Origin of the sequence: Massilia oculi, from assembly GCF_003143515.1 — a bacterium.
Taxonomy (GTDB): domain Bacteria; phylum Pseudomonadota; class Gammaproteobacteria; order Burkholderiales; family Burkholderiaceae_D; genus Telluria; species Telluria oculi.
Genome location: NZ_CP029343.1, coordinates 2,256,323 through 2,283,201 on the forward strand (window position 1 = coordinate 2,256,323; position 26,879 = coordinate 2,283,201).

Consider the following 26,879-nt stretch of genomic DNA (forward strand, 5'->3'; position numbering starts at 1 on the left):
GAGCATCGATGTCCGACATCCTCAACAAGATCCTGGCCGTCAAGGCCGATGAAGTGGCCGCGGCGCGCAAGCACCGCGACCTGTACAGCCTGCGCAGCGAAGTCGAAAGCGACCACGAAGCGCGCGCCGCCCTGCGCGGTTTCGAGGCCGGCCTGCGCGCGAAAATCGCCGAGGGCCAGGCCGGCGTGATCGCCGAAGTCAAGAAAGCCTCGCCGTCGAAAGGCGTGCTGCGTCCCGACTTCCAGCCGGCCGCGATCGCGCAAAGCTATGCCGAACACGGCGCGGCCTGCCTGTCGGTGCTGACCGACATCCAGTTCTTCCAGGGCCAGACCGACTACCTGAAGCAGGCCCGCGCCGCCTGTGCGCTGCCGGTGCTGCGCAAGGATTTCATGGTCGACCCGTATCAAGTGTATGAAGCGCGCGCGATGGGCGCCGATGCGATCCTGTTGATCGTGGCGGCGCTCGACCACGGCCTGATGGCGGAACTGGAAGCCTGCGCCATGGACCTCGGCATGGACGTACTGGTCGAAGTGCACGACGGCGAGGAACTCGATGCCGCGCTCAAGCTCAAGACGCCGCTGCTGGGCATCAACAACCGCAACCTGCGTACCTTCGACGTCACCCTGGACACCACGCTCGGCCTGCTGCCGCGCATCCCGAAGGACCGCCTGGTGGTGACCGAATCGGGCATCCTCGGCACCGGCGACGTGCAGCGCATGCGCGAGGCCGATGTCCACGCCTTCCTGGTCGGCGAAGCCTTCATGCGCGCGGAAAACCCTGGCCGCGAACTGCAGCGCCTGTTCGCCTGAAGTAAAGAAACAGTAGAGGAACTCCGGATGCACGGATGGGTCGAACAGGTACGCCAATACCGGCGCGACCTGCGACAGTCCTGCATCCGCCATGAAGAACGCTCATCGCAGCATCTTCGTCTTTTTCTCACTGGTCGTGCTCGCGGCCCTGGCCGCATGCGGCACGGCGACCCGGGAACCGGCGCCCGCGCCTCCGGCCCTGGCGGCGACCATTCCGCTGACACCCATTCCCGCCCTTCCCCCAATGCGCACGCTCGACGCCTACAAGGCCGACGTCGCGCGCCACGTCATGCAGCGCAATCCAGAAAGAGTGTTCGAGGGAGAGTTGCCGCCCATGCTGCCGGCGGTGGTGGTGCTGAACATCACGGTCGACCGAGCGGGCCAGCTCGCCGACGTCCAGGTGCAGCGCTCGCGCGACCAGGGCGCTTCCGAAGTCGCGCTGGCGTCGCTGCGCCGCAGCGGTCCGCTGCCCCCACCCGATGGCCTGGGGCCGGAACATGCCAGCCTGATGACGTTCTCCGAGACCTTCCTGTTTGGCGAGCGTTACCGCTTCCAGCTGCGCACGCTGGCGGGGCCGCAGCGCGCAGGCTTGTAGCTTGAATCAGTGAGGGTGGCAGGATGCCGGCGCGGGATGGGCGGCGTCCTGCGCGCGAGCGCCGCAACGCTTGCAATGACGGCGGTTGCGCAGGTGCGCATACAGCAGCATGAAGCCGCTGATGACGGCGCATACCGCTTCGGCCACTTCGCCGAACAGCGGGCTGACGACGAACACGGCGCCCAAGAAGATCGCCAGGCCGGCGCAGCCGACCAGCAAGGTGGTCTTGTCGCGATGCTTCAGGTAGCCGGGCACCAGCGCCAGCAAGACCGGCAAGGTGATCGCCGCGATCAGCGTGTCGTGGAAGGTGTCGTGCACGTGGGCCAGCCCGAGCATCGGAAACGCCAGGATCACCAGCGGCATCGCCATGCAATGCAGCAGGCACAGGATCGATGCCGCCATGCCGGCGACATCGCCGTATTTGATCAGGGATTTCATGAACCCTGTTCCTTTCTTTAGATCCGGCGCCGCGAGAAGCGTCCGCGGCGCCGGTGGATTGGGTCCGGTCAGAACAGCACGCGCAAGCCGGCCGTCAGGTTACGGCCAGTCAGCGGTGCATAGTCCTTGATGAACGAGGTGTGGCTGTAGGCCAGGCGATTGGTCACATTGTTCAGGCGCAGGTACAGCTGCGCCGGCAAGTCGCCGATGCGGGTCGAATAGTGCGTGCTGAGGTTCAGCGTAGTGTAGCCGGGCGTTCTGGTCTCGAAATCGGCGATCCTGTCCTGCTTGCCCACGCGGACCAGTTCGGCCAGGCCATTCCAGGCGCCCCAGTCGCCTTCGAGCTTGACGCCGATGCGGTGCGCCGGCGTGCGCGGGATATCTCGGCTGCCCGGGCCTTCGTCGAAGCGCGCACGCACGTAGTCGCCAAACAGGGTCGTCTTCCACACCGACGACAGGTTATGCGCAACCTCGCCTTCCAGGCCGGTGAAGGTGGCGTCGCGTTGGGCATAATTGATCAGCTGCAGGCCCTCGAACTCACCGCGCGTCTGCGAATAGATGTAGTCGCCGATGCGGTTGTGGAAGGCGCTGAGCGAAAAGGTAGTACGGCCGGCGAACTTGCGCAGGGTCAGGTCGAGGTTGTTCGACGTTTCCTTGACCAGGTTCGGGTTGCCGATCTCATAGGTGTTGGTGGCCAGGTGCGGACCGTCCGCGAACAATTCCTCGGCGGTCGGCAGGCGGTGCGTGTGCGACAGCGAGGTGCCCAGCGAATATTCCGGCGCAACCTTCCACACCGCGCCGACCGACAGCGAGGTGCCGCGCGTGTGGCTGTCGGGCTTGTCCACCTCGGCTTCGACATCCTGCCATTCGTGGCGCACGGCGGCCTCGAAGCGCACATGGCCCAGCTTGTATTCCTCGGTCAGGAAGGCCGCATGCTTCTTGGTCAGGGTCGGCGGTACATAGGCCTCGGCGCCGATGGCCGAGAAATCGCGGCGGGTGGTCTGCAGGCCGAACACGCCGTGCCAGCCCGCAAGCGGCGCATGCACGAATTCCAGGCGGCCGTCGTGGCCCTTGTTCTTGAAGGTGGTGGCGACCGCGCTGCCCTCGACCTCGTCGTGGATGTAGTCGGTGAACGAGGCGCGCAGGCGCACGCGCTCGATGCCGGCCGCCGGATTGCGGACTTCGCCGCGTACGTCCCAGCGTTCGCTGTCCAGGTCCACGACCGGCGCCTCGATCTCGCCCGCCTCGTTCTCGAAGCCGTGGCCGGGCAAGCCGTACTTGCCGCGCTCCTTGGTGAAGGCCGCGCCCAGGTAGCCGTCCTTGCCGACCCAGGACAGGCCGACGGTGCCGGTCTCGGTTTCCTTGTAGCTGCCCGGGACGCGGCGGCCGCCTTCCCAGTCCTTCCCGACGCGGTAGTCGTCGGCATCGCGCTTGACGCCTTCCACGTGCAGGGCGACGTTGCCGCCCGCGGCCGTGGTCAACTCGAAGGCGCCGGTCTTTTCGCGCGCCGCCGAATTGGCGCGCACTTCCGCGCTGCCTTCCAGGCCGTTCGCGGGCATCGCGGTCGGCACCTTGCGGTCGATGATGTTCACCACGCCGCCGACCGCGCCGCCGCCATAGGCCAGTGCCGACGGGCCGCGCAGCACTTCGATGCGCTCGGCCAGGACAGGCTCGAAGGCGACGGCGTGGTCGGGGCTGATGGTGGACGCATCCTGGATCTCGGAACCGTCGGACAGGATCTTCACTCGCGGGCCATCCATGCCGCGGATGATCGGACGGCTGGCGCCGGCGCCAAAGTGGCTCGAGGTAATGCCCGGCATGCTCGACAGGGTTTCGCCCAGGGTCGACTGGCGGGTACGCACCAGCTCATTGCCGCCGATCGACGTCACCGGCGTGACCATGTCGTCGCTGGCCACGCCGAGCCCGCTGGCGGACACGACGACGGTCGCCGGGGCGGTGGTCGATTGCGCGTGGGCGGTCAACGGAGCGCCAAGCGCCAGCATGCATGCCAATGCGAGCGGCGTGCGCTTGCCGGTGAAGTCAGTCATGGGAATCCCTGGTCGTCGAATGCGCCGTGGTGGCAATGATGCACCATAAGCGAAATCTAATGATAACCGATTATCGTTAAGGATTCAACGCAGCGCAGCAATTGCGCGCGGTGCCATCTTGCATGCGCACCACCTGCGCCGTTCTATCCACCGCAACAAACACGTCGTCCCCGCGCAGGCGGGGACGACGATTCTACGGCTAACGAAACTTAGAAAATGACGCGAATGCCCGCCGTCAGATTACGCCCGGTGAGCGGCGCTGCGTTCTTGATGAACGAGGTGTGGCTGTAGGCCAGTTCGTCGGTCAGGTTGTTCAGGCGCGCATAGAACTGGGTCGGCACCCCGCCAATGCGGGTCGAGTAATGGGCGCCGACGTTGAGCATATTGTAGCCGGCGGTCTCGGTCTCGTACTCGGCCAGCTTGTCCTGCTTGCCCACGCGGTAGAACTCGACCATGCCGTGCCACTGATTCCAATCGCCGTCCAGCTTGACGCCGAGGCGCGCGGCCGGGATGCGCGGCAGGTTGCGGCTGCCCTGGCCCTCGTCGAAACGGGCGCGCACGTAGTCGCCGAACACGGTCGCGCTGATCGTTGGGGTCAGCTTCTGGCGAATTTCTCCTTCCAGGCCGGTGAAGGTGGCGTCGCGCTGGGCGTATTCCACCAGCTGGAAGCCTTCGTGATTGTCCAGCGTGTGCGCGTAGATGTAGTTGTCGACGCGGTTGTGGAAGGCGCTGACCGAGAAGGTGGTGTCGCCTTCGAACTTGCGCAGGGTGAGATCGACGTTGTTCGAGGTTTCCTTGTCCAGGTTCTGGTTGCCGACTTCATAGGTGGCGGTGGCCAGGTGCACGCCGTCGGCGTACAGTTCTTCGGCGGTCGGCAGGCGGTGGCTGCGCGACAGCGAGGCGCGCAGCGAGTATTGCGGGGCGAACTTCCACACGGCGCCGACCGAGGCCGAAGTGCCGCGCGCATCGGTATCAACCAGGCCCGGGGCATCAACCTCGATGTCCTGCCATTCGTGGCGCAGGCCGGCCTCGAAGCGCCAGTTATCGAGCTTGTATTCCTCGGTCAGGAAGGCGGCGTGCTTCTTGGTGAGGGTCGCCGGCACATAGGCTTCCTCTCCGATCGCCGAGAAGTCGCGGCGCGTGGTCTGCAGGCCGAACACGCCGCGCCAGCCGGCCAGCGGCGCGTGCACCGCCTCCAGGCGGGCGTCGTGGCCCTTGTTGCGGAACGAGGTCGAGACGACGTTCTCTTCCAGCTCGTCGTGGACGTAATCGGTGAACGAGGCGCGCATGCGTACGCGCTCGATGCCGGCCACCGGATTGCGGTATTCGCCGCGGATGTCCCAGCGTTCGCTGTCGAGCTTCACCACTGGCACGCCGTGCTCGTGATCGTGCTCGTGCTCATGATCGTGATCGTGGCCTTCCTCGCCGTGCTCGTCATGGTCATGGCCCTCTTCCTCTTCGTGGCCGCCGCAGTGCAGGTGCGAGCCATGCGGGTGGCAGCTCTCGAACTCGTGGCCGTGACCCGGGATGCCGTATTCGGTGCGCTCCTTGGTGAAGGCGGCGCCGATATAGCCGTTCTTGCCGATCCACGACAGGCCGACGGTGCCGGTCTCGGTTTCCTTGTAGCTTCCCAGGACGTGGCGGCCTTCGCTCCAGTCCTTGCCGACGCGGTAGTCGTCCGCATCGCGCTTGACGCCTTCCAGGTGCAGGGCCAGGTTGCTGCCGGCGGCCGTGGTGAATTCGAAGGCGCCGGTCTTTTCGCGCGCCGCGGAATTGGCGCGTACTTCCGCGCTGCCTTCCAGGCCCTTCTCGGGCATCGCGGTCGGAATCTTGCGGTCGAGGATGTTGACCACGCCGCCCACCGCGCCGCCGCCATAGGCCAGGGCCGACGGGCCGCGCAGCACTTCGATGCGCTCGGCCAGGACCGGCTCGAAAGCGACGGCGTGATCGGGGCTGATGGTCGAAGCGTCCTGGATCTCGGCGCCATCGGACAGGATCTTCACGCGCGGGCCGTCCATGCCGCGGATCACCGGACGGCTGGCGCCGGCGCCGAAGTGGCTCGAAGTGATGCCGGGCTGGTGGGCCAGGGTTTCGCCCAGGGTCGATTCGCGGGCGCGCACCAGTTCACTGCCGCCCAGCGAGGTCACCGGGGTGATCATGTCGTCGTCCACCACGCCCAGGGCGCTGGCGGAGACGACCACGGTCGGCACGCTGTCCGGATCCGAAGCCGCACGGCTCGTCGTCTGGGCATGGACGGCCATGGGCGCGCCGAAGGCCAGCATCAGCGCCAGGGTCAGCGGTGTGCGCTTGCAGGAAAAGTCGGACATGGTGATTCCTCGAGAAAGATTGAACAGCGAGACAAAGACTTGCGATAACGATAATCCGTTATCATTAACATTGAAATGATAAGGCATTATCATTAAGCATTCAACCCTTTTTGGTCCTGTCGCACGCTTTGAGGTATCCTTGGCCCCATGCAACGCAATACACGTCAAAAATCCGCCATCCTGCATGCGATCGAGCATGCGCAGCGCCCGCTTTCGCCGCAGGAGATCCTGGACGAAGCCAGCCGCCAGGTCAGCCAGCTGGGCATGGCGACCGTCTATCGCAACCTGAAGTCGCTGGTGGACGACGGCGCGCTCAAGATTGTCACCCTGCCGGGCGAAGGCGCGCGCTACGAATCGACCAGCGCCGCCGAACATCACCACCACCATTTCCAGTGCACCGTCTGCCAGCGCGTGTTCGACGTGCACGCCTGCCCCGGCGACATCGAGCACATGGCGCCGAAAGGCTTCAGCGTCGAAAGCCACGAGCTGACCCTGTACGGCCGCTGCGCCGACTGCCTCAAGTCTTGAACCAGAAATAAAAACGGCCGGCGCGCAAGCGACCGGCCGTTTTCAACTGGCCTGGCTGATTATTTACCGAGCACGTTCAGCACGGCCAGGGTCATCGCCTGGGCGCCGGTCTTGATCGACGGTTCCGGCACCGGCGCATAGAACGGCGAGTGGTTGAAGGCGATCGGCTTGCCGTCCTCGCGTTCCGCTTCCGCCACCACCTTCGGATCGTAGACGCCGGTGAAGAAGAACATCGACGGCACGCCTTCATTGGCGTACAGCGAGAAGTCTTCGCTGGCGGTCATGGCCGGCATGCGCTTGGCCTTGTCGGCGCCGAAGGCCTCCTTGAACACCACCTCGGTCTTGTTCACCAGCTCGGTGCTGTTGACGATGGCCTGGCCGCCGCCGCCGATCAGCATGTCCGGCTTCGGCGCGCCGGCCATCGCGGCCGAACCCTCGGCCACGCGGCGCACGCCTTCGAGCAGCTTGGCGCGCACTTGTGGGCTGTACGAACGGATGGTGCCGCGCACCTGTACGCTGTCGGGGATGATGTTGCCGACCGTGCCGCCCTGGATCGAACCGACCGTCACCACGCCGAATTCCTTGGGATCCTTCTCGCGGCTGACCACGGTCTGGACGTCGACCACGAAGCGCGCCGCGATCGCCACCGGGTCGATGGTTTTATCAGGCGCCGAGCCATGGCCGCCACGGCCTTTGAACGTGATCTCGAGCCAGTCCGAGTTGGACGATACCGGGCCGTCGTTGAAGCCCACGGTGCCGTGGGCCAGCGGCCACGAATGCAGGGCGAAAGCGTAGTCCGGTTTCGGGAAGCGCTTGAACAGGCCGTCGTCCAGCATGGCCTTGGCGCCGGCCACGATTTCCTCTGCCGGCTGGCCGATGAAGACCAGGGTGCCCTTCCACTGCGATTTCAGTTCGACCAGGGTGCGCGCGGTGGCGAGCCAGCTGGTCATGTGAATGTCGTGGCCGCAGCTGTGCATCACGAAGGTGTCGCGACCATCGCTGGTGGCGCGGGCGCGGCTGGCGTACGGCAGGCCGGTGCGCTCTTCCATCGGCAGGCCGTCCATGTCGGTGCGCACCAGGACCGTCGGGCCGGCGCCATTCTTGAGCACCGCGACGATGCCGGTCTTGCCGACCTTCTCGGTGACGGTGAAGCCGAGCTTGCGCATTTCGGCCGCCAGCTTGCCGGCGGTGCGCACTTCCTGGAAGGCGATCTCGGGATGGGCGTGCAGGTCTTTATAGACCGCGTCGAGCCACGGGTACATGGCGTCGACCTTGGCGACGACGTCGTTCTTGAGTGGAGCGGCCTGCTGGGCCTGGGCGACGCTTGCGGACAGTGCCAGCGAGGTGGAAACGGCGATGGCTGCGGCGATACGGGTCAGTGTCATGGGTATGCTTGTCGTTATGGGAATGCTTGCCGATTACACCGCGCTCGGCCGCTTGATCGCCGCCGACTTGCGCCCGGCCACGGCCTGCGTCAGGCTGATGCCCGGCACGCGGTCGCCCTGCAGGGTGACGTCGAAGGCCATCAGCTCGTCGCGGCGGAAGGCGTGCACGGTGACGCGGTCGCCGACGCGGTAGCGCGCCAGCAGCGCATCGACGTTCGGCGGATTGCCGTTCACGCGCAGGCCGTCGATCGCGATCACGACGTCCAGCGCCGACAGGCCGGCCTGGTGGGCGGCGCCGCCCTCGTGCACCTGGGTGAGCTTGGCGCCCAGCGGGTCGCGGCCGATGCCGGCATCCAGCGAGGCCTTGCCGCCCTTGCGCTCGTCGACCAGCTTCACGCCCAGCGGCGCGTACAGCTTGGCCAGTGGCAGGTCATCGAGGCCGCGCACATAGCGCTCGAACATGTTCTTGAGTTTGAGTCCGCTGACTTCGTCGAACAGCGCTTCGACTTCCTGTTCCGTCACGCCGCGGCCGGCGCCGTTGTAGAAGTCGCGTCCGTAGCGCTCCCACAACGCCAGCATGATGTCGTCCAGCGATTTCGCGCCACCGGTCCTGGCGCGGATGGTCAGGTCGAAGGCCAGCGCGATCAGCGAACCCTTGGTGTAGTAGCTGATGATCGCGTTCGGCGAGTTCTCGTCCTGTCTGTAGTACTTGCTCCAGGCATCGAAGCTCGAATCGGCCACGCTCTGCTTGAGGCGCCCGCTGCCGCGCAGCACGCCGCCGACCGTCTTGGCCTGCAGCTTGAAATAGGTGGATTCGCCGATGATCCCGGCGCGCACCAGCATCAGGTCGTCGTAATAGCTGGTGAAGCCTTCGAACAGCCACAGGAGCGGCGTGTAGTTTTCGGCCTGCAGGTCGTAGGGGGCAAAGGCGGCCGGCTTGATGCGCTTGACGTTCCAGGTGTGGAAATACTCGTGGCTGCACAGGCCCAGGAAGCGCAGATAGCCTTCGCCTGGCTCGGCCGCCTTCGGCGTGGCCAGGCTCGGAAGATCGGCGCGCGCGCAGATCAGGGCGGTCGAGGCGCGGTGTTCGAGGCCGCCATAGCCATCGCCCACGGCCATGGTCATGAACACGTAGCGCTCGAGCGGCGCGCGCTTCGTCTTCGGCTCGAAGAAGGCGATCTGGGTCTCGCAGATCGCTTTCAGGTCGGCCTGCAGGCGCGCCATGTCGAGGTTGGGCACGCGGCCGGTGATCACGATGTCGTGCGGGATGCCATGGGCCTTGAAGGTCGCCAGCTCGAAGTCGCCCATCTCGACCGGATGGTCGATCAGTTCGTCGTAGTTGGCGCAGGCGTAGATGCCGAAGCCGTAGCGCTTCGCGCCCGCCTCTGGCATCGCGGTGGCCACGCGCCAGGTTTTGGCGGCCGGGTCGGCGGGGCGCTGGATGTCGACCTGGTGGACGAGCGACTCCTGCCCCACGACGCGCAGGAACACGCTGGTGCCGTTGAAGAAACCGTGGGTCTGGTCGAGGTGGGCGGCGCGCACCGACAGGTCCCAGGCATACACCTCGTAGTGCAGGGTCAGGGGACCGGCGCAAGGGGCGGCGCGCCACGAATGCTTATCGAGCTTGGTGAGGACGACCGCATTGCCGCCGCTCTCGGCGCGGATGCGCACGATATTGCGCGCGAACTCGCGGATCATGTAGCTGCCCGGGATCCAGGCCGGCAGCGCGAACGCCTGGCCGTCGGGATCGGGATTGGCCACCGTGACGGTGACGTTGAACAGGTGACCGGCCAGGTCCTTGGGAACGATGGTGTAGTGGATAGCGTTCTGCTTTTTCTGCGATGGCTTTTTCATGATCTTCTTGAATGGTCTCTCGGGACGCGCCGAATGGACATAGTGTAATCCATCGGGCGAAGCAAAACGCCTAGCCCGGCAGGTCGGAAGGGGAATCGATGTCGCGCAGGATGCCGGTGTCCAGCACGTCGATCGTGGTCACCGGGCTGCTGGCAAGCAGGCGCCGCGCGCCCTGGTCGCCGTCCAGCGCCAGCAGGTCGTCGCGGCGCCGGGCGCCGAAGGCGACCGGATTGCCGCGCCGGCCCTCGAACAGGGGCGCGGCGATGGCTGCGCCCTCCCCGATCGCAGCGTCCAGCGCATGCAGGGTGGATGGGGCAACGAAGGGCATGTCGCCCAGCGCCACCAGCCAGCCCTGGCCGTCAAGTTGGCCATTCAGGGAATGACGGATCGCGTGCGCCAGCGACAGGCCCATGCCGCCGTCGGCGTCCGGGCACACCGTCACTTCGCAGCCGAGCTGGCGCAGCACGTCGCCCACCCCGCCGTCATCTGGCGGCACCACGGCCACCACGCGCGCGAACACCGCCAGCAGCGTGCGCGCGCTGGCGGCGACCACCAGTTCGCCGCCGGGCAGGCGCTGCAACAGCTTGTTGTGGATGCCGGCCGGGTCGAAGCGGCGGCCCCGCCCCGCGGCCAGCAGGATGCCGGTCAGCGCCATGGCGTCATGCCTCCAATGCCGCGGCGGCATCCTTGATGGCCGCGCGGATCCGCTGATAGGTGCCGCAGCGGCACAGATTGCCGCTCATGGCGTTGTCGATGTCGGCATCCAGCGGGCGCCGGTTGGCGCGCAGCAGCGCGACGGCGCTCATCACCTGGCCGCTCTGGCAGTAGCCGCACTGCGGCACGTCGTGGCGCACCCAGGCATCCTGGACCGCCTTGCCGACCGGGTCGTCCTGCATCGCCTCGATGGTCGTGATCGCCTGGCCCGCGACCGCCGCGATCGGGGTGACGCAGGCGCGGATCGGGGCGCCGTCCAGGTGCACGGTGCAGGCGCCGCACAGGGCCGCGCCGCAGCCGAACTTGGTGCCGGTGAGGTTGAGGTTGTCGCGCAGCGCCCACAGCACGGGCGTGGCGGGATCGGCGTCGACTTGCAGGTCTCTTCCGTTGATGTTCAAGGTCAGCATGAACGCTCCTGGACGACAACCATGACCGGCGGCTGGCTTATTTTGCCGGCTTCGCTTCCAGCGAATCGAGCTTGGCTTCCAGCGACTTCAGGTCGATCGCGCCCGGGATGCGGGTGCCGTCGCTGAAGAAGATGGCCGGCGTGCCGGTAATGCGCAGCTTCTGGCCAAGCGCCAGCACCTTGTCGTTCGGCGATTCGCAGGCGGCCGGCGCCGCCGGCGGCACCTTGCCGTTGATCATCCAGTCATCCCAGGCCTTGTTGCGGTTCGGCGCGCACCAGATGTTCTTCGACTTCGTGAACGAATCCTGGGACAGGATGTTGTACATGAAGGTATAGATGGTGACGTTGTCGATCTCGTTGAGCGTCGTCTGGCGCAGGCGCTTGCAGTAGCCGCAGTTCGGGTCCTCGAACACCGCGATCACGCGCTTGCCGTTGCCCTTGACCTGCTTGAGCGCCATCTCGAGCGGCAGGTCGCTGAACTTGATCTTGTTGATGTCGTCGATGCGTTCGCGCGTCAGGTTGCGCGAACTCTTGACGTCATACACCTGGCCGATCACGAGGAACTCGCCCTTCTTGTCGGTGTACAGGATGTCGCCCGCGACCCGCACTTCGTACAGGCCTCCGTATGGCGTTTCCTTGACCGACTCGATCTTGGCGCCGCCCAGGTGCGGTTCGAGCGCCTTCTTGATGTTTGCCTCGACCGTGTTCTGCGCATCGACGCACGATGCGAGCAGCGCCGTCGCCAGCAGGACGGCGAGCTTCATTTTGATCATGCTTGGTTCCTCAGATTGATGACTTGCCCATCGCATGCGCCATCAGGCGCCGCTTCAAAGCAGGCATTTTATCAAGCAAGTTGAGTCCAAGATTGCGCATGACGCGTACCGGCTCCAGATTCGCCCCGAACAGGCGCTCCAGGCCATCGGTGGCCAGCTGCATCATGACCACGTCTTCCTTGCGCTTGCGGGCATAGCGCGCCAGCACCCGTTCGTCGCCGATCGCGCGCCGCTCCTCGCGCTCGCGCACGGCGGCGAGCAGGTCGACCACGTCGCCGAAGCCCAGGTTCATGCCATGCCCGGCCAGCGGGTGCACGGCGTGGGCGGCGTCTCCCACCAGCGCCACGCGCGGCGCCACGATCGCATGCGGCTTGACCAGCGCCAGCGGCACCGCCGCCACGGCCTCGGGCTGCAGGGGGCGCAGGGCGCCCAGCTTGTCGTCGGCGTATTCGCCGAGCCGGATCGCCAGTTCGCCCAGCGACTCGTCCATCAGGGTGTCGGCCAGGGTCTCGGGCGCCGACCACACCAGCGAGACGCGGTTGCCCGGCAGCGGCAGCAGGGCGACGATGCCGTCGGCGCAGGTGAACCACTGGTGGGCCACGCCATGGTGCGGCTTCTCGCAGGCGAAGTTGGTGACGATGGCGCGCTGGTGGTACATGCGGTAGTCGACGCCGATGTCGCACTGCCCGCGGACCCAGGATTCGCGGCCGTCGGCCCCGACCAGCAGCGCGCATTCGAGGCGGCGGCCGTCTTCCAGGCGCAGCGCGGCGCCCTCGTCGCTGCAGGTGAGCTCGCAGGCCCGGCCCTCGACCCGCTGCACGTTGTGGGCAAACTTGAGCGCGGCATCCAGCGCCCCGTTCAGGTTATGGTCTTCGACGATCCAGGCCAGGGTGCCGACCCGGGCGCCGAAGGCGTCGAAACCGAGGTTGCCGCCCCCCTCGCCGTCGCCATGCACGTCCATCGCATCGACCGCGGCGACGCGCGCCAGGTCGAGTGCGCCCCAGACCTTGAGCGAGGCCAGCAGGTCGTGGGCCGTATGGTTGAGCGCGTAGACACGCACGTCCCAGGGACGTTCCGCGGCCGAGGATGACGATGGCGCCTCGGCCGCGGGACGCGCGGGCGGCGCCAGCAGGGTCACGCTATGCCCGGCCTGGGCAAAGCCGAGGGCGGTGGTCTTGGCGATGGCGCCATTGCCGACGATGCAAACATCGGTCCGGGTGGTGGAGGTCGTGGGCGTGGTCATGGTGCTCATTATAGCGATATGCTACCCCACACCTTGCCGGCGACATCATGGATTGAAGGCTGAGCCAGGGTCGACATGCCGCCCGGCACAAACAAAGCATTCAAGAGCACTTGCGCAACTGAAAATCGCTGGCTATAATCATGCCTCTCTTGGCCTGGTAGCTCAGTTGGTAGAGCAGAGGATTGAAAATCCTTGTGTCGGTGGTTCGATTCCGCCCCGGGCCACCAAGAATATCGAAAAAGCGCCAACCCTCACCGGTTGGCGTTTTTTTTGTTTCTGCACCTGCGATCATATCGCCCGCGGATCGGCGTTCCTCGGCGGCGCCAGCAGTTTCTCCATGATCGCCAGGCGCACGCCGCGGTACTGTGGCGACAGCTCCGGACCGCTCGACGCCGTGCGCTCGCCCATGTGGACGAAGCCGAAGCGGGAATAGTAGTCGCCCAAGCGCTGGTTATCCGCCCAGGTATCCAGGCGCAGCCGGTCGAATCCCAGGCGCAGCGTCTCGCGTTCGCTCCAGGCCAGCATCAGCCCGAACAAAGACCTCCCCTGCCAGAGACGCCCGACGATGATGCGGTTGATATAACGCGCCGCATGCGGCAGCAGACCCTGCCACAGATCCTCGTCCATGGGCGATGGCGGACAGAAACTGAAGATGCCGACGGCATGCATATCGACCGACAGCAGATATTGGGCTCCCGCGGCGATGTCGGCCTCGACCACCGTCAGGTCCAGCGCATTCCAGTAGGGCAGTCCCCGACTGCGCTGGAAGGCGATCGCTTCCTCATACAAGTCCTTGATTTTCGGTATGTCCGCAGTGCGTGCGCGATGGATGTACATGGTTTTGCCGGAGAGTGGAAAGCGCCCAGTGTGCGCGGGGCCGGCGAGCAGGTCTTGGATGGATGTAACCTCGCCCGCCCTCCGGTCGGCGTGTTTACAGCTGTACAAGCATGCTGTGAAAAAGCCTGCCATCATGCGTTGCGGCTGACGCGACGCCAGGGCAACCGCCGTCGCGCGCCGCCTTTCGTTTCACTCCTGGCATTTCTTGCAGACAGACGATGGACACAGAGAACCACGACCAAGCCGGACCGGAACCGGCATCGAAGACCGACTGGGTGCGCTACCGCCCCACCGGTGTGCAGGGCGTGACACTGATGCGAGCCCATTTCACCGACTACACTTTCGAGCGGCACAGCCATCCTGAATTCGGGATCGGCCTGACCTATCGCGGCGTCCAGACTTTCAATTGCCAGGGCAGCAGGCAGGTCAGCGCGCCGGGCAACGTGATCTTCCTGAACCCGGACCAGGCGCATGATGGCTTGCGCGGCAAGACCGACAGCTACGACTACAGCATGCTGTATGTCGATCCCGCCGTGATGACGGTGCTGCGCGAGCGGGCGGCAGGTGTTCCATCTGCCAGCTATTTTCGCGATGCCGTCGTGCACGCGCCGGAAGCAGCGAGACAATTGCACAACGCCATAGAGGCAACCGGACAAGCGCAGGAAGCGCTGCGCGCGGAGTCGCTACTGCTCAAGGCCTTCATGGGCTTGCTCCTGCGCTTCGGCGAGACCCCGGCGGCGGCGCGGGCGCCTGCGCTTGCCGGCCTGGCCCGGCTGAACCGGGTGCGCGACTATATTCGCGCCCATGCGGGAAACGATATCTCGATTGCCGAACTCGCGCGCGAAGCCGGCGTGTCGCGTGTCTACCTGAGCCGTGCGTTCGAACGGCAGTTCGGCGTGCCACCCCATGTCTACCTGAACGCGGTTCGGCTGGCTAATGCACGCCAGCTCTTATTGAGCGGCATGTCGCTGGCGACGGTCGCGGTGAGCGCGGGGTTTGCCGACCAGAGCCATTTCACCCGGCGCTTCAAGGGAGCGGTCGGACTGTCGCCCGGTGCGTGGCTGCGGCAGATGCGTGGTAGCTGAGGTGGAGATGATCGTGCCGGACCGGCATGCCGGGGCCGCGACGCTGGCGGCTGAACGCGCCACGGCGGCAGTCGGCATGTTTCCTTCTGGTATCATACGCACTGACTGATGGTAGTCGGCGCCTGTCTGAAGATCCGAGCCATCCTGATGATGCAACTTCTTTCCGATGACGCGCATCCGTGTCGGCGATGCGGCGCCCGATCACTACCCTCCCTATTGCAGCCCTCCTGGGCCAGCGTTGATATTTCAAGGTTTACATGCACACCCTTCCTCCCTGCCCCCAATGCCAATCCGCCTATACCTATGAAGACGGCAGCGGCCAATACGTCTGCCCGGACTGCGCCCATGAGTGGCCGGTCCAGGCGGCTACCGCGGCGGCCGACAGCGTGCGGGTCTACAAAGATGCTTCAGGCAATATCCTCCAGGATGGCGACACCGTCACCGTGATCAAGGACCTGAAACCAAAGGGTTCGGGCGGCGTGATCAAGCAAGGCACCAAGGTCAAGAATATCCGCCTGGTCGATGCCGACCACGACATCGACTGCAAGATCGACGGCTTCGGCGCCATGAGCCTCAAGACGGAATTCGTGCGCAAGGTATAAGCACGCCCGGCGCCTAGTGCAGCGCGCCCTCCGCCTCGCGGGTCAGCACGATCTCGAGGTATTCGGCCGGCGCCACCATCGAATCCGGCCCGGCCGTGTTGAAGCGGTCGATCAGGGCCAGCAGGTCTTGTTCGAGCGCATCGGCGGCAGATGGCGCAAGGGCGGAGAAGGCCCGGTTGAGCGGTCCGTAGTAATCGCGGAACACGTGCACCCAGTGCGTGGGCGAAGCGTAGCGGAAGTTGAACATCCTGCGCGTGATGCGCGCCTGGAGCGCATCGGCGCCGAACAGCTGCCGCAGATGGTCTTCGTTTCCCCACAGTAGCGGCGACGCCAGCCCGGTCGGCGGCGGGACGTGCTTGCCGACCACCTTGAACAGCTGGCCGATGAAGCCATCGGCCGTCCAGTTCGCCATGCCGATGCGTCCGCCGGGCCGCACCACGCGCCGCATCTCGGCGGCGGCGCGCGCCTGGTCGGGCGCGAACATCACGCCGAAGGTGGACAGCGCCACGTCGAAGCTGGCGTCCGGGAACGGCAGCGCCTCGGCGTCCGCTACGCGGAAGTCGACCGCCAGGCCCTCGGCGGCGGCGCGCGCCCGCCCCTTCTCGAGCAGCGCCGGCACGTAGTCGGTGGACGTGACGCGGGCGAAGCGGCGCGCCGCGGCCAGCGTGGCGTTGCCGTTGCCGGCGGCGACGTCAAGCACGCGCTCGCCAGCGCGCACGTCAACGGCCTCGGCCAGCAGTTCGCCGACGATCTGCAGGGTGACGCCGACGACGGCGAAGTCGCCGCTGGCCCAGGTGGCCTGCTGGCGCTGCTTGATCGCGGCCAGGTCGGGAACGGCAGTGGCGGGACCCGCCTGGGGCGACGGCGAGGGTTGGGCTGGCTGGGTCATGATCCGTCTCCTTGAACAGGCAGGTTGTCGATATGACTGGCCGCGCCACCCATGGTTCGACGCTACGGCTTGTGCCTCCTCAATCCGGAAGGGGGAAATCGGCTGGCCAATGGGACTCCAAGGACAAGGCAGGCACCGCAGACACGGCGCCGTCCGGGAGGAGCCCATCATGAAACCGCGCCTTGTTCCGCGTAGCATTGCCGCCGCAGCCATCATCCTTGCCATCGCCGTGATCGGCGCAGTGGCGCTCGCCGCCATGCCATCGCTCTGGTCCGGGCGCGGCACGGGCAATGCCGGTTTCGACCCGCTGTTCGCCGGGGCCGCCGGCGCCACCTGCGCGCCGGCGCGCCCCGCCGCGCCGCCCCTGCTGGCCCATCTGGTGCAGGCCCAGACCGAGACACGCCCCTTCACGCCCGGCCGGCGGGCGCCGGCCACGCCGGGCGCCAATCCCGCCGGCAAGCCGGGCAAGGCCGCGCCGCCGCCCCTGTACGACAACCTGGGCAAGCTGCACGTGCCGATCACCACCGCCAGCAAGCGCGCCCAGGCCTATTTCGACCAGGGCATCCGCCTGACCTTCGCCTTCAACCATGCCGAGGCGGCGCGCGCCTTCCGCGCCGCGCAAGACGCCGACCCCAACTGCGCGATGTGCTACTGGGGCGAAGCGCTGGTGCTGGGCCCGAACATCAACGCCCCGATGTTCCCCGAGGCCGTCGCACCGGCGGTGGCGGCCGCGGCCGAGGCGAGCCGCCTGGCGCCGCGCACGCGGCCCGAAGAGCAGGCCGTGATCCGCGCCGTGGCGCGCCGCTACAGCCTTGCCCCCGGCGCCGACCGCGCCGCGCTCGACAAGGCCTATGCCGATGCCATGGCCGAGGCCGCGCGCGACTTTCCCACCCACGACACCATCCAGGTGCTGTTCGCCGAATCGCTGATGGACCTGTCGCCCTGGAATTATTGGGAGGCAGGCGGCGCCCGGCCCAGGAACCGCACGGCCGAGCTGGTCGCCACACTGGAAAAAGTATTGGCGCGCAACCCGACCCATGCCGGGGCCGCCCACTACTACATCCACACGATGGAAGCCTCGACCCGGCCCGAGAAAGCCCTGCCCGCCGCGCGCGTGCTGGCAAGCCAGATCCCGGGCGCCGGCCACATCGTGCACATGCCCTCGCACATCTATTACCGGCTGGGCATGTACCGCGAAGCGCTGCGCTCGAACGTCATGGCGGTCGCCACCGACGAACGCTACTTTGCCGACGCGGCCAGCGATCCCGTCTACCGGGGCGCCTATTACCCGCACAATATCCACTTCGTGATGGTGTCGGCCCTGATGGGTGGCGACGGTCGCACGGCGCTCGAGGCCGCAGGCAAGCTCGACAAGGTGATCACGCCCGACCTCCTGACCGCCATCGGCGCGCTGCAGCCGGTCAAGTCCGCGCCCTACTTCGCCCACGTCCAGTTCAGCGATGCGGACACCCTGCTCGCGCTGCCCGACCCGGGCCCCCGATTCGTGCTCGTGCAGGCGATGTGGCATTACGCACGCGCCGTCGGCCATGCGCGCAAGGGCGACTTCGATGCGGCCGCACGACAAGTCGCCGCGCTCGGCAAGATCGAGAAGAACGGCGACTTCAAGCCGGTGAACGACTGGAATATCCCCGGCCGCGAGATCGTCCAGACCGCCCGCTCGGTGGCCCAGGCCCGGATCGCCGATGCGCGGGGCGACTTGCCGCGTGCAGTCAACGCCTACCGCCAGGCGATCGCGGTGCAGGACGCGCTGCCCTATATGGAGCCGCCCTACTGGTACTACCCGGTGCGCCAGTCGCTCGGCGTGGCGCTCCTGCGCAGCGGACAGCCGGACGCGGCCGAAAAAGTATTCCGCGATTCGCTGGCGCGTACGCCAAGCAATGGCTGGGCATTGCGCGGCTTGATGGAGGTGTACCGCAAGCGTGGTGACGAAGCCGCGCTCGCGGCCGTGCAAAAGCAGTTCGCGACCACCTGGCTTGGCAAGCCGGATGGGCCGGCACTGTCCGCGCTCTAGACGTTGGATGTACCCGCTTGCGCGCCGTGGTGGTAACTTGCTCAGGGCTTGCCGTTCTTATGCGGCCAGCATGCAAATCATGCGACACAGCAATCCCATTGTCACTTATGCTAGGAGCCCGAATATTTACAAGAGGTTCCAATGAACGCCAAGCCTTCGTTCTTCGCGTCGTGCGCCGTCCTGGTCCTGTCCGCCCTGTGCGCCGTTCCGGCGCTGGCAGCGGATAGCGCCCGACCGTTGCAGCCGATCGAATCGCTCGTGGTGCCGCGCTATATGGGCGTCTGGTACGAGATCGCAAAACTCCCCAACGATTTCCAGAAAAAATGTGTCGGTGACACTACCGCCACCTACAACCTGGGCGAGGATGGACGGGTGCAAGTCGTCAATCGCTGCCGCACCGCCGAGGGCAAGTTTGACGTTGCCGACGGCGTGGCGCGCCAGCTCGGCGGCGCTACCTCACCCAAGCTCAAGGTGCGTTTCGCGCCGGCGATCCTGTCCTTTATCCCGATGGTGTGGGGGGATTACTGGGTCATCGACCTCGACGACAAATACCAGTTGTCCGCGGTCAGCGAACCCAAGCGCGAGTACCTGTGGATCCTGTCGCGCACGCCCCAGGTCGAACCGGCCGCATACGATGCACTGCTCACGCGCCTGACGGCACAGGGACTGGATGTGTCCAGGCTGGAGCGCACGCCGCACACGCAATTGCAACAACCTGCACAGTAACCGGACAAAGCGCGGCAACCGATGCCGCGCCGCTTGCCACGGTCAATGCCGCCGCACCAGCTCAAGGCGGCAATGCATCTGGAAATCCTGGTAGCCGTCCCCATCTTCCGCATCAGCACAGCAAACCGCGCCGACGTCACTGGCGCGCTTGCTTTCTAAATCTTACGTACCAGCCATATCGTGCGCCGGCTGCGCCTGCCGGCGTGCCGTCCTTGAAGAGTTCGATGCCAGGTCCACAATCCCCTGCCCTGCACCAGGCGCTGCTGACGGTGGCGGCCACCCTGCTGGCGCTGCCTGCCGCGCATGCCCTGCCCACCCAGGCCAGCGGCAGCGATTCGTTGGCAACACTGGTCAATGCCTACCGCGCCAATCCTGGCGCCTGCGACGGCCGTCCCGCCGCGCCGGCCGCCGCGCTCGATCCACAACCGGCACTGGCCCAACTGCGCATCGGCGCCGGCACCTTCATCGAATCCGCGCTGGAACGCGCCGGCTACGCTGCCGAGCAGGCACAGGCGGTCTACGTCACCGGTCCCGAGGATGCCCAGGCCGCCATGAACGTGCTAGCGCAGAAATACTGCAAGGTATTGCTGAGCGATCGTTTCTCTGCGATCGGCAGCTACCGCGAGGGCGCGACCTGGACCGTGGTGCTGGCGCGTCCGGCGCCGCCGCTGCCCTCGGTCACCTATCCCGACTGGCGCGAGGCAGGCCGCACGATCCTGGATGAAGTCAATGCCGCGCGCGCCAGCGCCCGCTCCTGCGGCAAGCAGGCGTTCCCGGCAGCGCCGCCCCTGAGCTGGAACCCCGCACTGGGCGACGCCGCACTGGCCCATAGCCGCGACATGGCCACGGGGCGCTACTTCAGCCACCGCGGCAAGGATGGCAGCCAGGCCGCCGACCGCGCCCTGCGCGCCGGCTATGCCTGGCGTCGGGTGGGCGAAAACATTGCCTTCGGCCAGCGCTCGCCGCGCGAAGCCGTCGAAGGCTGGCTCGATAGCCCCGGACATTGCGCCAACATCATGAACCGCAATTACACCGAGATGGGCGCCGCCTATGGCGTCACGCCGGAGCGGCAGGCCGGCGTCATCTACTGGACCCAGGTGTTCGGCGCGCCGCGTTAGCCAGAGACAAGCACCGTCGCCGCAGGGCGAGCGCCATGCCTGCCCCGCCTTCGACCCGGATTGCGGGCCGCGCCGCGCCGCCCCTGGAAGCTGCTTCGGATAGACTGCTTCTCAATATCAACCTCCCCGTCCGCGTCTTGCTGCGCCGGCCCAGAACACATGACCCAGTCCGCCCCGCAACCACGACTCGGCCTCGTCTGCATCACTGTCTCGAAGGACGTGCGCTACCGCGCGCTCACGCGCAAGCGCCTGCTCGAGCATTCGGAAGATGGCCAGCGCCGCTTACTGGAAGACATTTATCGCGACAATATCCAGACCCTGGACAATGCGCTGCGTTACTGCGAGCGCGAAGGCATCGCGCTCTACCGCATGCCCTCGTCGATCTTCCCGTTTTCCGATACGCCGTTCGGGCTGGACGTCCTGCAGCAGTTCAAGGACACCCTGGGCCGCTCTGGCCGGCGCGCGATCGAGCGCGGCATCCGCCTGGTGATGCATCCCGACCAGTTCGTGGTGCTCAGTTCGGACTCGGACGACGTGGTGGCCAACAGCGTCAAGATCTTGCAGATGCACGCCGACATCATGGATTTGCTGGACCAGCCGCGTTCGCCCTGGGCGCTGCTGGAAATCCACGGCGGCAAGGCCGACCGCGAAGACAAGCTGGTCGCGCGCATTGCCGACCTGCCGGATGCGATCCGCTGCCGCATCGGCCTGGAGAATGACGAATATGCCTACAGCGCCGACGAGATCCACGCCGTCTGCGTGCGCGCCGGCGTGCCGATGGTGTTCGACGCCCACCACCACATCGTCCACGAAAAGCTGGACAGCTACGAGCATCCGAGCGTGGCCGAGATGGTGGCCAGGGCGCGCGCCACCTGGCCCGACCCGGCCCACCAGCTGGTGCACATCTCGAACGGCCGCGAAGGCTTCAACGACCGCCAGCATTCCGACCTGATCGCGACGATGCCCTCGTCCTACCTCTCCGCGCCGTATATCGAGATCGAGGCCAAGCTCAAGGAAGAAGCGATCCGCGGCCTGGACGGCTGGTGCGCGAGGTTCACGCCGGCCTGATTCAGCTGTCCCGCAATTGCGCCAACCACGGCACGATCACGTCGCACAATGCTTGCGGCGCTTCGAGCGGAATCATGTGCCCGCTGTCCTCGACCAGCGCGAACTGCGCCCCTGCGATCCCTGCATGCAGCTCCTGCGCTTCCTCCAGGCTGCGCAGGCGGTCATGCCCGGCCGCGACCACCAGGGTCGGACAACGGATCTCGCCCAGCAGGTGCAGGTCGCCCGGCCGCTCGACCATCGACTGGTTGCGGAAGGCCACGCCACCCAGCCGCACACCCATCATGCGCACGCGCTCGATCAGCGCCTCGTTGTCCACCTCGCGCGGATGCAGCGAACCGGCGATCGCGGTACGGCTCAGCCCCGCGAACGAGACCGACGGCGCCGCCCGCGCCACCGTGCGCTTGCCCTGGCGGACGGCGTCGGAATCGGGCCGGGTGGACGTGGCGATCAACACCAGCGCGCGCACGCGCCCGGGCGCCTGGCGCACCATCTCGCGCGCGACGTAGCCGCCCATCGAGAAGCCGATCAGGATGAAGGACGGCGGCGCCTCGGCCAATGCGCGGCGCGCCAGGTCCTCGAGGGTGGAATCGTGACGCAGGTCGGCATGCGCCAGCGGGCCGAAGGGGGCCAGCCGGTCGCGCATGCCGTCCCACAGCGTCGCATCAAGCATATAGCCGGGAACCAGCAGGATAGTCATCACGCCATGATAGCAAAGCGTGATGGCGACGGAGTGGTCCCGATGAAGGGCGTGAGCGGCGCAGGCGATCCGGCGGTCCGGCGGTCCGGCGATCCAGCGATCCGGCGATCCGGCGGTCCGGCGATGCGGCGGTCCGGCGATTCAGGTATTACGCATCTGCGCCTGCGACACATTGCTGCCCGGCGGAACGCTCTGGGTCAGCCAGACGTTGCCGCCGATGGTCGAACCGGCGCCGATCGTGATGCGGCCCAGGATGGTGGCGCCGGCATAGATGACGACGTCGTCCTCGACGATCGGATGGCGCGGCGTGCCTTTGACCAGAGCGCCGCTCTCGTCGACCGGGAAGCGCTTGGCGCCGAGCGTGACGGCCTGGTACAGGCGCACGCGCTCGCCCAGGATCGCGGTTTCGCCGATGACGACGCCGGTGCCGTGGTCGATGAAGAAGCTGCCGCCGATCTGCGCGCCGGGGTGGATGTCGATGCCGGTCAGCGAGTGGCCGATGTCGGCCGCCACCCGCGCCAGGAACGGCACGCCGAGGCGAGTCAGGCAATGCGCGATGCGGTGGTAGAGGATGGCGATGGTGCCGGGATAGCACAGCATGATCTCGGCCACCGAGGTGGCGGCCGGGTCGCCGGCCAGTGCGGCCTGCACGTCGGACACCAGCAGCGCGCGGACGGCGGGCAGGCTGGCCGCGAAATCGCGCGTGATGGCGCGGGCGCGCTCGGTCAGCACGGCGTCCGCGGTCTGGTCATGCTCCGAAGAGAACTCGGGAGAAAAGCGCAGCGCGCGCCGCACCTGCTCGGCCAAGCGGTCGAGCGCCACGTTGAGCGTATCGGCGACGAAGTAGTCGATGCTTTCGTCGTTCAGGTCGGGGCGGCCATAATGCGTGGGGAAGAGAGCGGCGGAAACGCCGTCCACGATCTGGCGCACGACATCGCGTGAAGGCAGCTCGCGCACCCTGCCCTGGTGCCGGATATTGTGGGTGGATTCGCGCGAGGTGCGCAATGCATCGATGACGGGACCGAGGTGCCACTGCACCGATCCACCGTGATGGGGAAATTCGCTGTTCATTTGCCGAGCCTATACGATTCTTGATTCGATGCCTACGATTGTATTGGCATGTCGATATGCGTGCTTTGACGGGTTCAAAAACGGACTCCGCCAATGGTCGAACTTGCCGCGCAGCAGTTTCTAAGGCAACATCAAGCACCGAATACCTTTTGTAATGACACGACCATGAACCTGCCCTCCCACCAGCTCAGCATGACGGTGCTGATGACGCCCGACACGGCCAATTTTTCCGGCAACGTACACGGCGGCACCATCCTGAAGCTGCTCGACCAGGTCGCCTACGCCTGCGCCAGCCGCTACGCCGGCCGCTATGTGGTGACGATGAGCGTCGACCAGGTGACTTTCCGCCAGCCGATCCATGTGGGCGAGCTGGTCACCTTCCTGGCCGCAGTGAACTATACGGGCCGCAGCTCGATGGAAATCGGCATCAAGGTGATCGCCGAGGACATCCGCAGCAAGGTGGTGCGCCATGTGAACAGCTGCTTCTTCACCATGGTGGCCGTGGGCGACGACAAGAAGCCGGCGGCGATTCCGCCGCTGGAACCGTCGACGCCGGATGAATTGCGCCGCTTCGAGGAAGCCAAGGGCCGGCGCGAGTCGCGCCTGGCGCTGGAGCGGGATCACGCGCAGCGGATTTCGTCCAAAGGGTGAGGCAGGCGCGGGATTGTTTATCCGCCGCAAACGCTGCTATAATTGCGGCCTCTTGGCCTGGTAGCTCAGTTGGTAGAGCAGAGGATTGAAAATCCTTGTGTCGGTGGTTCGATTCCGCCCCGGGCCACCAAGAATACCGCCCGCTAAACGCCCACTCATGCAAGTGGGCGTTCTTGCTTCTGACATCCGAAGGCGCGCAGCCGGCCAACGTCGGGGCGCGACTCCCCCCGATGCGATTTCGTATCGCCTGGTGCAATCAGTCCATCTTCGTCGGCCCTTTCCAGAACCACTCTGGCAGCGCGGGCACATCGGGCACATCACCGGAGTCGCGTGGCACCTGGCGCACTCCCGCGCTGCCGCCTGATCGTCGATGCGCGGAGCGCCAACCGGCCAATCGGCTGGTGCCGCTAATGCGCGTCCAGGGCCCATCTCACGATGATGGCGCCCAGGCCTGACGTGTCGCGCGCTTCACGGCTGTACAATCACTGCCATGAAAATGCGTAAAAAATCCGATCTTCCGTCCAAGATTTGCGCGCACTGCTCACTTCCTTTTACCTGGCGCAAAAAATGGAAGCGTGACTGGGAACAGGTCAAGTATTGCTCGGAGCGCTGCCGCCGCATCTGCACGCCGACAGAAACGCAACAGCCAACGAACGAATCCTAACGCGGCGGAACGAAGCGCGTCCATTTGCGCAAGCCTAAAGCGACGAAAACGGTCGCCAGGCCAAGCAGCCCGGCGAACTCGGCGCGTACCTCGCCCAGCGACGCGCCCATCTGGTTGGTGGCGACGAATCCCTGGATGGCCGCGGTCGATGGCAACAGCCATGCCAGGAGCTGCAGCGGTGATGGCAAGGCGCTGGCGGGCCAGGTCAGGCACGAGAGAAACATGATCGGTAACGAGGTGGCGACCAGCAGCTGCATGCTGCGCTCGCGCGTGCGAAAGAACATCCCGATCAACATCCCCATCGCCGCGACGCTGTAGGCGAACAACAAGGTCAACAAGGCGCTGCCTGCCAGGTTGCCGCCCCTTGGATAATCCTGCCACCAGAAGACGAAGCCGAAGAAGTACATCGCGTTGAGGGCGACGACCAGCGCAAATGCGGTCAGCGCGCCGAAGTAGGACGCCACGTCCTGCGGGTAGGGAAAGGATTTCCCGCTCGACCAGCTGCCGAACAGCAGCCCAATGCCGAGCAGGAAGGTCTGCTGCATGATCAGCACCACGACGCCCGGCACCACGTACGAGCCATAACCCTCGCGTACGTTAAACAAGGGAACTGCTTCGACGCTCAACGGCTGGCGCGAGGCCTCCGCCTGTAGCGGAAACGGTACCGCGACGCCCAAGCGTTTCGATTCGATGCCGGCCGAAGCAGTGGCGGCAACCTCCGCCAGACCATTGAGCACCGCCTTGTTCAGCAGCGGATAGGCGCCATTGCCGCCGACTTCGATTTCGGGCTGCAGACCTGCCAATAACTTGCGGCTGAAGTCGGCGGGAATGCGCATCACGCCAGCTGCCTGCCCCTCCCAGATCAGTGCCTGCGCCTCGTCCGGCCGCGAAGTGACGCCCGCCACCAGGATGGAAGGGTGCGCCCCGGCATAGCGGATCAGCTGGCGCGACAGCGCTGAATGATCCTGGTCGACGATCACGACCGGCACCCGGCGCACTGTTTCCGTACTGTAGGGAAGCGGATAAAAAAAGGAATACAGGATGCCGGAGATAAAGAACAGCAGCAGCGCGGCCTTGTCGCGGAAGATCGATTGCCACGTCAACAGGAAAGCGCGCGACGCCGCGCCGAGCGCGTTCATGACTTGCCCCAGCTGGCTGGCTGGGTGACGCGCCGGGCCAGGCGCAGGTGCGCGGCGGCGCCCAGCAGGAGCGTGAATGCCAGCAGTATCGCGAGCGTGCCGAGGCCGGCATGCAACGGCGCCCCCGCCATCCATGTATTGTTCAGCAACTTCAGGTAATGCGTCAGCGGCAGGGCATCGGCCCAGACCCGTGCGCTGACGGGCATTGCCAGGAGTGGAAATCCCTGGCCTGCGAATGCGAATGCGGGCGCCGTCACGAACGCGCAGGCCGACAAAGCTGCGCGCAGCGACGAGGTGAAAGCGACCAGGAAGGCCGCCATCGCGAGATAGGCCGTAACGAACAGGACCGTGCCGGACAGGATTGCCGCCGCGCTCCCGAGCACCGGCCAGTCCAGCACCGCGCCGAACAGGACGAACAGCAGCAGCGCATGCACGACGAACGCCGCGAACGGAATCAGCATCTTGCCGAGCAGGGCCGGTCCCAGCCGACCGCCCGCGGTGGCCAGCCAGTCGGCCACCGAGGAAGCGCGAAACTCACGGCCCAGCGCCGTCACCGCCGCGAGCGTCACGAAAATATGCAGCAGACTGAATGCCACGGGGATTGCCAGCGATGGAATGTAGCTGCCCTGTTCATTGAACAGCGTCGACGCACGGATGCGCACCGGATCGACCTGCTCCATGGCCTGGCCCGGGGCGGCGCCACGACCGACGCGGCCCTGCTGCTCGATGCCGGCCGACAGTGTCGCCACCACCGCGCGAACGTCGCGCGTCATGGTGCCGGCGTGCGCCGCGAACTGGGCATTGTAGGCCCACTGCACCTTGTCCCCTCTCCCGGCGCGCACCGATTCCTGCAAGCCGGAGGGGATCGACACGATGCCATATGCCGTACGCGCGCGGATCATCACCAAGGCTTCGGCTTCGCTGTCCACTGCCCGCGCCACCCGCAAACCGGGCGCCGCGTCGAGCATGCGAATCAGGCCGCGCGACATTGCCGACTGGTCGCGGTCGTGCACCACGAGCGGCAGGTCGCGGGCCACGCCGGCAGAAAAGATCCACCATGTCAGCAGATAAAGCGTCAGCGGAATCGACGTCAGCATCGCCATGTCCCAAGGATCGGCGCGCAGGCGTCGCCATTCGCGCAGCAAGGATGACTGGATGGCTTGGCCGGCGCGCGTCATTG

Annotated in this window: 26 protein-coding genes and 2 tRNA genes; 13 read left to right on the forward strand and 15 right to left on the reverse strand. The window is 66.2% G+C overall.

The window, feature by feature from the left end:
* The first annotated feature begins 8 nt into the window (after positions 1 to 8).
* The gene (gene trpC, locus DIR46_RS10475) at positions 9 to 809 is read left to right on the forward strand and encodes an indole-3-glycerol phosphate synthase TrpC (protein ID WP_109345176.1); all 801 of its coding nucleotides are present in this window, start codon (positions 9 to 11) and stop codon (positions 807 to 809) included.
* 91 nt (positions 810 to 900) lie between these two features.
* Positions 901 to 1,404 carry a TonB C-terminal domain-containing protein gene (locus tag DIR46_RS10480; RefSeq protein WP_109345177.1) on the forward strand — a complete coding sequence of 168 codons (504 nt, stop codon included), beginning with the start codon at positions 901 to 903 and terminating at the stop codon, positions 1,402 to 1,404.
* Positions 1,405 to 1,410: 6 nt separating this feature from the next.
* Here the strand turns inward: DIR46_RS10480 and DIR46_RS10485 are convergent, their stop codons facing one another.
* The 3 genes from DIR46_RS10485 to DIR46_RS10495 all read right to left on the reverse strand — a co-directional run bounded on the left by DIR46_RS10485 (position 1,411) and on the right by DIR46_RS10495 (position 6,217).
* Positions 1,411 to 1,842, reverse strand: coding sequence for a MerC domain-containing protein (locus DIR46_RS10485; protein WP_109345178.1), 432 nt, complete (start codon positions 1,840 to 1,842; stop codon positions 1,411 to 1,413).
* Between the two features lie 68 nt (positions 1,843 to 1,910).
* Positions 1,911 to 3,890, reverse strand: coding sequence for a TonB-dependent receptor (locus DIR46_RS10490; protein WP_109345179.1), 1,980 nt, complete (start codon positions 3,888 to 3,890; stop codon positions 1,911 to 1,913).
* Between the two features lie 209 nt (positions 3,891 to 4,099).
* Complete coding sequence (locus DIR46_RS10495; protein ID WP_109345180.1) at positions 4,100 to 6,217, reverse strand: TonB-dependent receptor domain-containing protein; 2,118 nt, start codon at positions 6,215 to 6,217, stop codon at positions 4,100 to 4,102.
* A gap of 147 nt (positions 6,218 to 6,364) precedes the next feature.
* Here DIR46_RS10495 and DIR46_RS10500 point away from each other — a divergent pair, with 147 nt between their 5' ends.
* Complete coding sequence (locus DIR46_RS10500) at positions 6,365 to 6,745, forward strand: Fur family transcriptional regulator (protein WP_109345181.1); 381 nt, start codon at positions 6,365 to 6,367, stop codon at positions 6,743 to 6,745.
* A 59-nt stretch (positions 6,746 to 6,804) separates the two neighbouring features.
* On the opposite strand, the gene DIR46_RS10505 is transcribed toward DIR46_RS10500, so the two are convergent.
* From DIR46_RS10505 to DIR46_RS10530, 6 genes are all read right to left on the reverse strand, one after another.
* Complete coding sequence (locus tag DIR46_RS10505) at positions 6,805 to 8,130, reverse strand: amidohydrolase (RefSeq protein ID WP_109345182.1); 1,326 nt, start codon at positions 8,128 to 8,130, stop codon at positions 6,805 to 6,807.
* Positions 8,131 to 8,163: 33 nt separating this feature from the next.
* Complete coding sequence (locus DIR46_RS10510; RefSeq protein ID WP_109345183.1) at positions 8,164 to 9,984, reverse strand: M61 family metallopeptidase; 1,821 nt, start codon at positions 9,982 to 9,984, stop codon at positions 8,164 to 8,166.
* A gap of 70 nt (positions 9,985 to 10,054) precedes the next feature.
* The gene (locus tag DIR46_RS10515) at positions 10,055 to 10,639 is read right to left on the reverse strand and encodes a nucleotidyltransferase family protein (protein ID WP_109345184.1); all 585 of its coding nucleotides are present in this window, start codon (positions 10,637 to 10,639) and stop codon (positions 10,055 to 10,057) included.
* A gap of 4 nt (positions 10,640 to 10,643) precedes the next feature.
* Complete coding sequence (locus DIR46_RS10520) at positions 10,644 to 11,105, reverse strand: (2Fe-2S)-binding protein (RefSeq protein WP_109345185.1); 462 nt, start codon at positions 11,103 to 11,105, stop codon at positions 10,644 to 10,646.
* Positions 11,106 to 11,142: 37 nt separating this feature from the next.
* Positions 11,143 to 11,877: a DsbC family protein gene (locus DIR46_RS10525; RefSeq protein WP_109345186.1), complete on the reverse strand. Its 735-nt coding sequence runs from the start codon at positions 11,875 to 11,877 to the stop codon at positions 11,143 to 11,145.
* A 10-nt stretch (positions 11,878 to 11,887) separates the two neighbouring features.
* Complete coding sequence (locus DIR46_RS10530) at positions 11,888 to 13,120, reverse strand: FAD-dependent monooxygenase (protein WP_109345187.1); 1,233 nt, start codon at positions 13,118 to 13,120, stop codon at positions 11,888 to 11,890.
* A 151-nt stretch (positions 13,121 to 13,271) separates the two neighbouring features.
* On the opposite strand from DIR46_RS10530, the gene DIR46_RS10535 reads away from it, so the two are divergent.
* A tRNA-Phe gene (locus tag DIR46_RS10535) sits at positions 13,272 to 13,347 on the forward strand.
* Between the two features lie 61 nt (positions 13,348 to 13,408).
* Here the strand turns inward: DIR46_RS10535 and DIR46_RS10540 are convergent.
* The gene (locus DIR46_RS10540) at positions 13,409 to 13,957 is read right to left on the reverse strand and encodes a GNAT family N-acetyltransferase (protein WP_109345188.1); all 549 of its coding nucleotides are present in this window, start codon (positions 13,955 to 13,957) and stop codon (positions 13,409 to 13,411) included.
* Positions 13,958 to 14,175: 218 nt separating this feature from the next.
* Here DIR46_RS10540 and DIR46_RS10545 point away from each other — a divergent pair, with 218 nt between their 5' ends.
* Positions 14,176 to 15,042 (forward strand): AraC family transcriptional regulator, encoded by an 867-nt coding sequence (locus tag DIR46_RS10545; protein ID WP_109345189.1) that lies wholly within the window; start codon positions 14,176 to 14,178, stop codon positions 15,040 to 15,042.
* Positions 15,043 to 15,299: 257 nt separating this feature from the next.
* Positions 15,300 to 15,644, forward strand: a complete 345-nt coding sequence (locus DIR46_RS10550) for a zinc ribbon domain-containing protein YjdM (protein ID WP_109345190.1) — start codon at positions 15,300 to 15,302, stop codon at positions 15,642 to 15,644.
* A 13-nt stretch (positions 15,645 to 15,657) separates the two neighbouring features.
* Here DIR46_RS10550 and DIR46_RS10555 read toward each other — a convergent pair whose 3' ends face one another.
* Positions 15,658 to 16,533: a class I SAM-dependent methyltransferase gene (locus tag DIR46_RS10555; protein WP_109345191.1), complete on the reverse strand. Its 876-nt coding sequence runs from the start codon at positions 16,531 to 16,533 to the stop codon at positions 15,658 to 15,660.
* Between the two features lie 169 nt (positions 16,534 to 16,702).
* Here DIR46_RS10555 and DIR46_RS10560 point away from each other — a divergent pair, with 169 nt between their 5' ends.
* From DIR46_RS10560 to uvsE, 4 genes are all read left to right on the forward strand, one after another.
* Positions 16,703 to 18,565: a tetratricopeptide repeat protein gene (locus tag DIR46_RS10560; protein WP_109345192.1), complete on the forward strand. Its 1,863-nt coding sequence runs from the start codon at positions 16,703 to 16,705 to the stop codon at positions 18,563 to 18,565.
* 141 nt (positions 18,566 to 18,706) lie between these two features.
* A complete protein-coding gene (locus DIR46_RS10565; RefSeq protein ID WP_109345193.1) occupies positions 18,707 to 19,291 on the forward strand; it encodes a lipocalin family protein in 585 nt (194 codons plus the stop codon).
* Positions 19,292 to 19,515: 224 nt separating this feature from the next.
* Positions 19,516 to 20,409, forward strand: coding sequence for a CAP domain-containing protein (locus DIR46_RS10570; protein ID WP_109345194.1), 894 nt, complete (start codon positions 19,516 to 19,518; stop codon positions 20,407 to 20,409).
* Between the two features lie 159 nt (positions 20,410 to 20,568).
* On the forward strand, positions 20,569 to 21,477 hold the full coding sequence (gene uvsE, locus DIR46_RS10575; protein WP_109345195.1) for a UV DNA damage repair endonuclease UvsE: 909 nt from the start codon (positions 20,569 to 20,571) through the stop codon (positions 21,475 to 21,477).
* 1 nt (position 21,478) lies between these two features.
* On the opposite strand, the gene DIR46_RS10580 is transcribed toward uvsE, so the two are convergent.
* Both DIR46_RS10580 and epsC read right to left on the reverse strand, forming a co-directional pair.
* Positions 21,479 to 22,174 carry an alpha/beta fold hydrolase gene (locus tag DIR46_RS10580; protein WP_162819488.1) on the reverse strand — a complete coding sequence of 232 codons (696 nt, stop codon included), beginning with the start codon at positions 22,172 to 22,174 and terminating at the stop codon, positions 21,479 to 21,481.
* Positions 22,175 to 22,315: 141 nt separating this feature from the next.
* Positions 22,316 to 23,245, reverse strand: a complete 930-nt coding sequence (gene epsC / locus DIR46_RS10585) for a serine O-acetyltransferase EpsC (protein ID WP_109345196.1) — start codon at positions 23,243 to 23,245, stop codon at positions 22,316 to 22,318.
* A 165-nt stretch (positions 23,246 to 23,410) separates the two neighbouring features.
* Here epsC and DIR46_RS10590 point away from each other — a divergent pair, with 165 nt between their 5' ends.
* The 3 genes from DIR46_RS10590 (at position 23,411) to DIR46_RS10600 (ending at position 24,560) form a co-directional block, all read left to right on the forward strand.
* Complete coding sequence (locus DIR46_RS10590; RefSeq protein WP_005671532.1) at positions 23,411 to 23,896, forward strand: acyl-CoA thioesterase; 486 nt, start codon at positions 23,411 to 23,413, stop codon at positions 23,894 to 23,896.
* Positions 23,897 to 23,950: 54 nt separating this feature from the next.
* Positions 23,951 to 24,026, forward strand: a tRNA-Phe gene (locus tag DIR46_RS10595).
* 366 nt (positions 24,027 to 24,392) lie between these two features.
* Entirely contained in the window at positions 24,393 to 24,560 is a 168-nt protein-coding gene (locus DIR46_RS10600) for a DUF2256 domain-containing protein (RefSeq protein ID WP_370659971.1), read from the forward strand.
* On the opposite strand, the gene DIR46_RS10605 is transcribed toward DIR46_RS10600, so the two are convergent.
* Both DIR46_RS10605 and DIR46_RS10610 read right to left on the reverse strand, forming a co-directional pair.
* Positions 24,557 to 25,699 carry an ABC transporter permease gene (locus DIR46_RS10605; RefSeq protein ID WP_109345198.1) on the reverse strand — a complete coding sequence of 381 codons (1,143 nt, stop codon included), beginning with the start codon at positions 25,697 to 25,699 and terminating at the stop codon, positions 24,557 to 24,559. The two genes, DIR46_RS10600 and DIR46_RS10605, sit on opposite strands and share 4 nt — an antisense overlap.
* On the reverse strand, positions 25,696 to 26,877 hold the full coding sequence (locus tag DIR46_RS10610; protein ID WP_109345199.1) for an ABC transporter permease: 1,182 nt from the start codon (positions 26,875 to 26,877) through the stop codon (positions 25,696 to 25,698). Before DIR46_RS10610 ends, DIR46_RS10605 begins: the two co-directional genes overlap by 4 nt.
* Between the last annotated feature and the right edge of the window lie 2 nt (positions 26,878 to 26,879).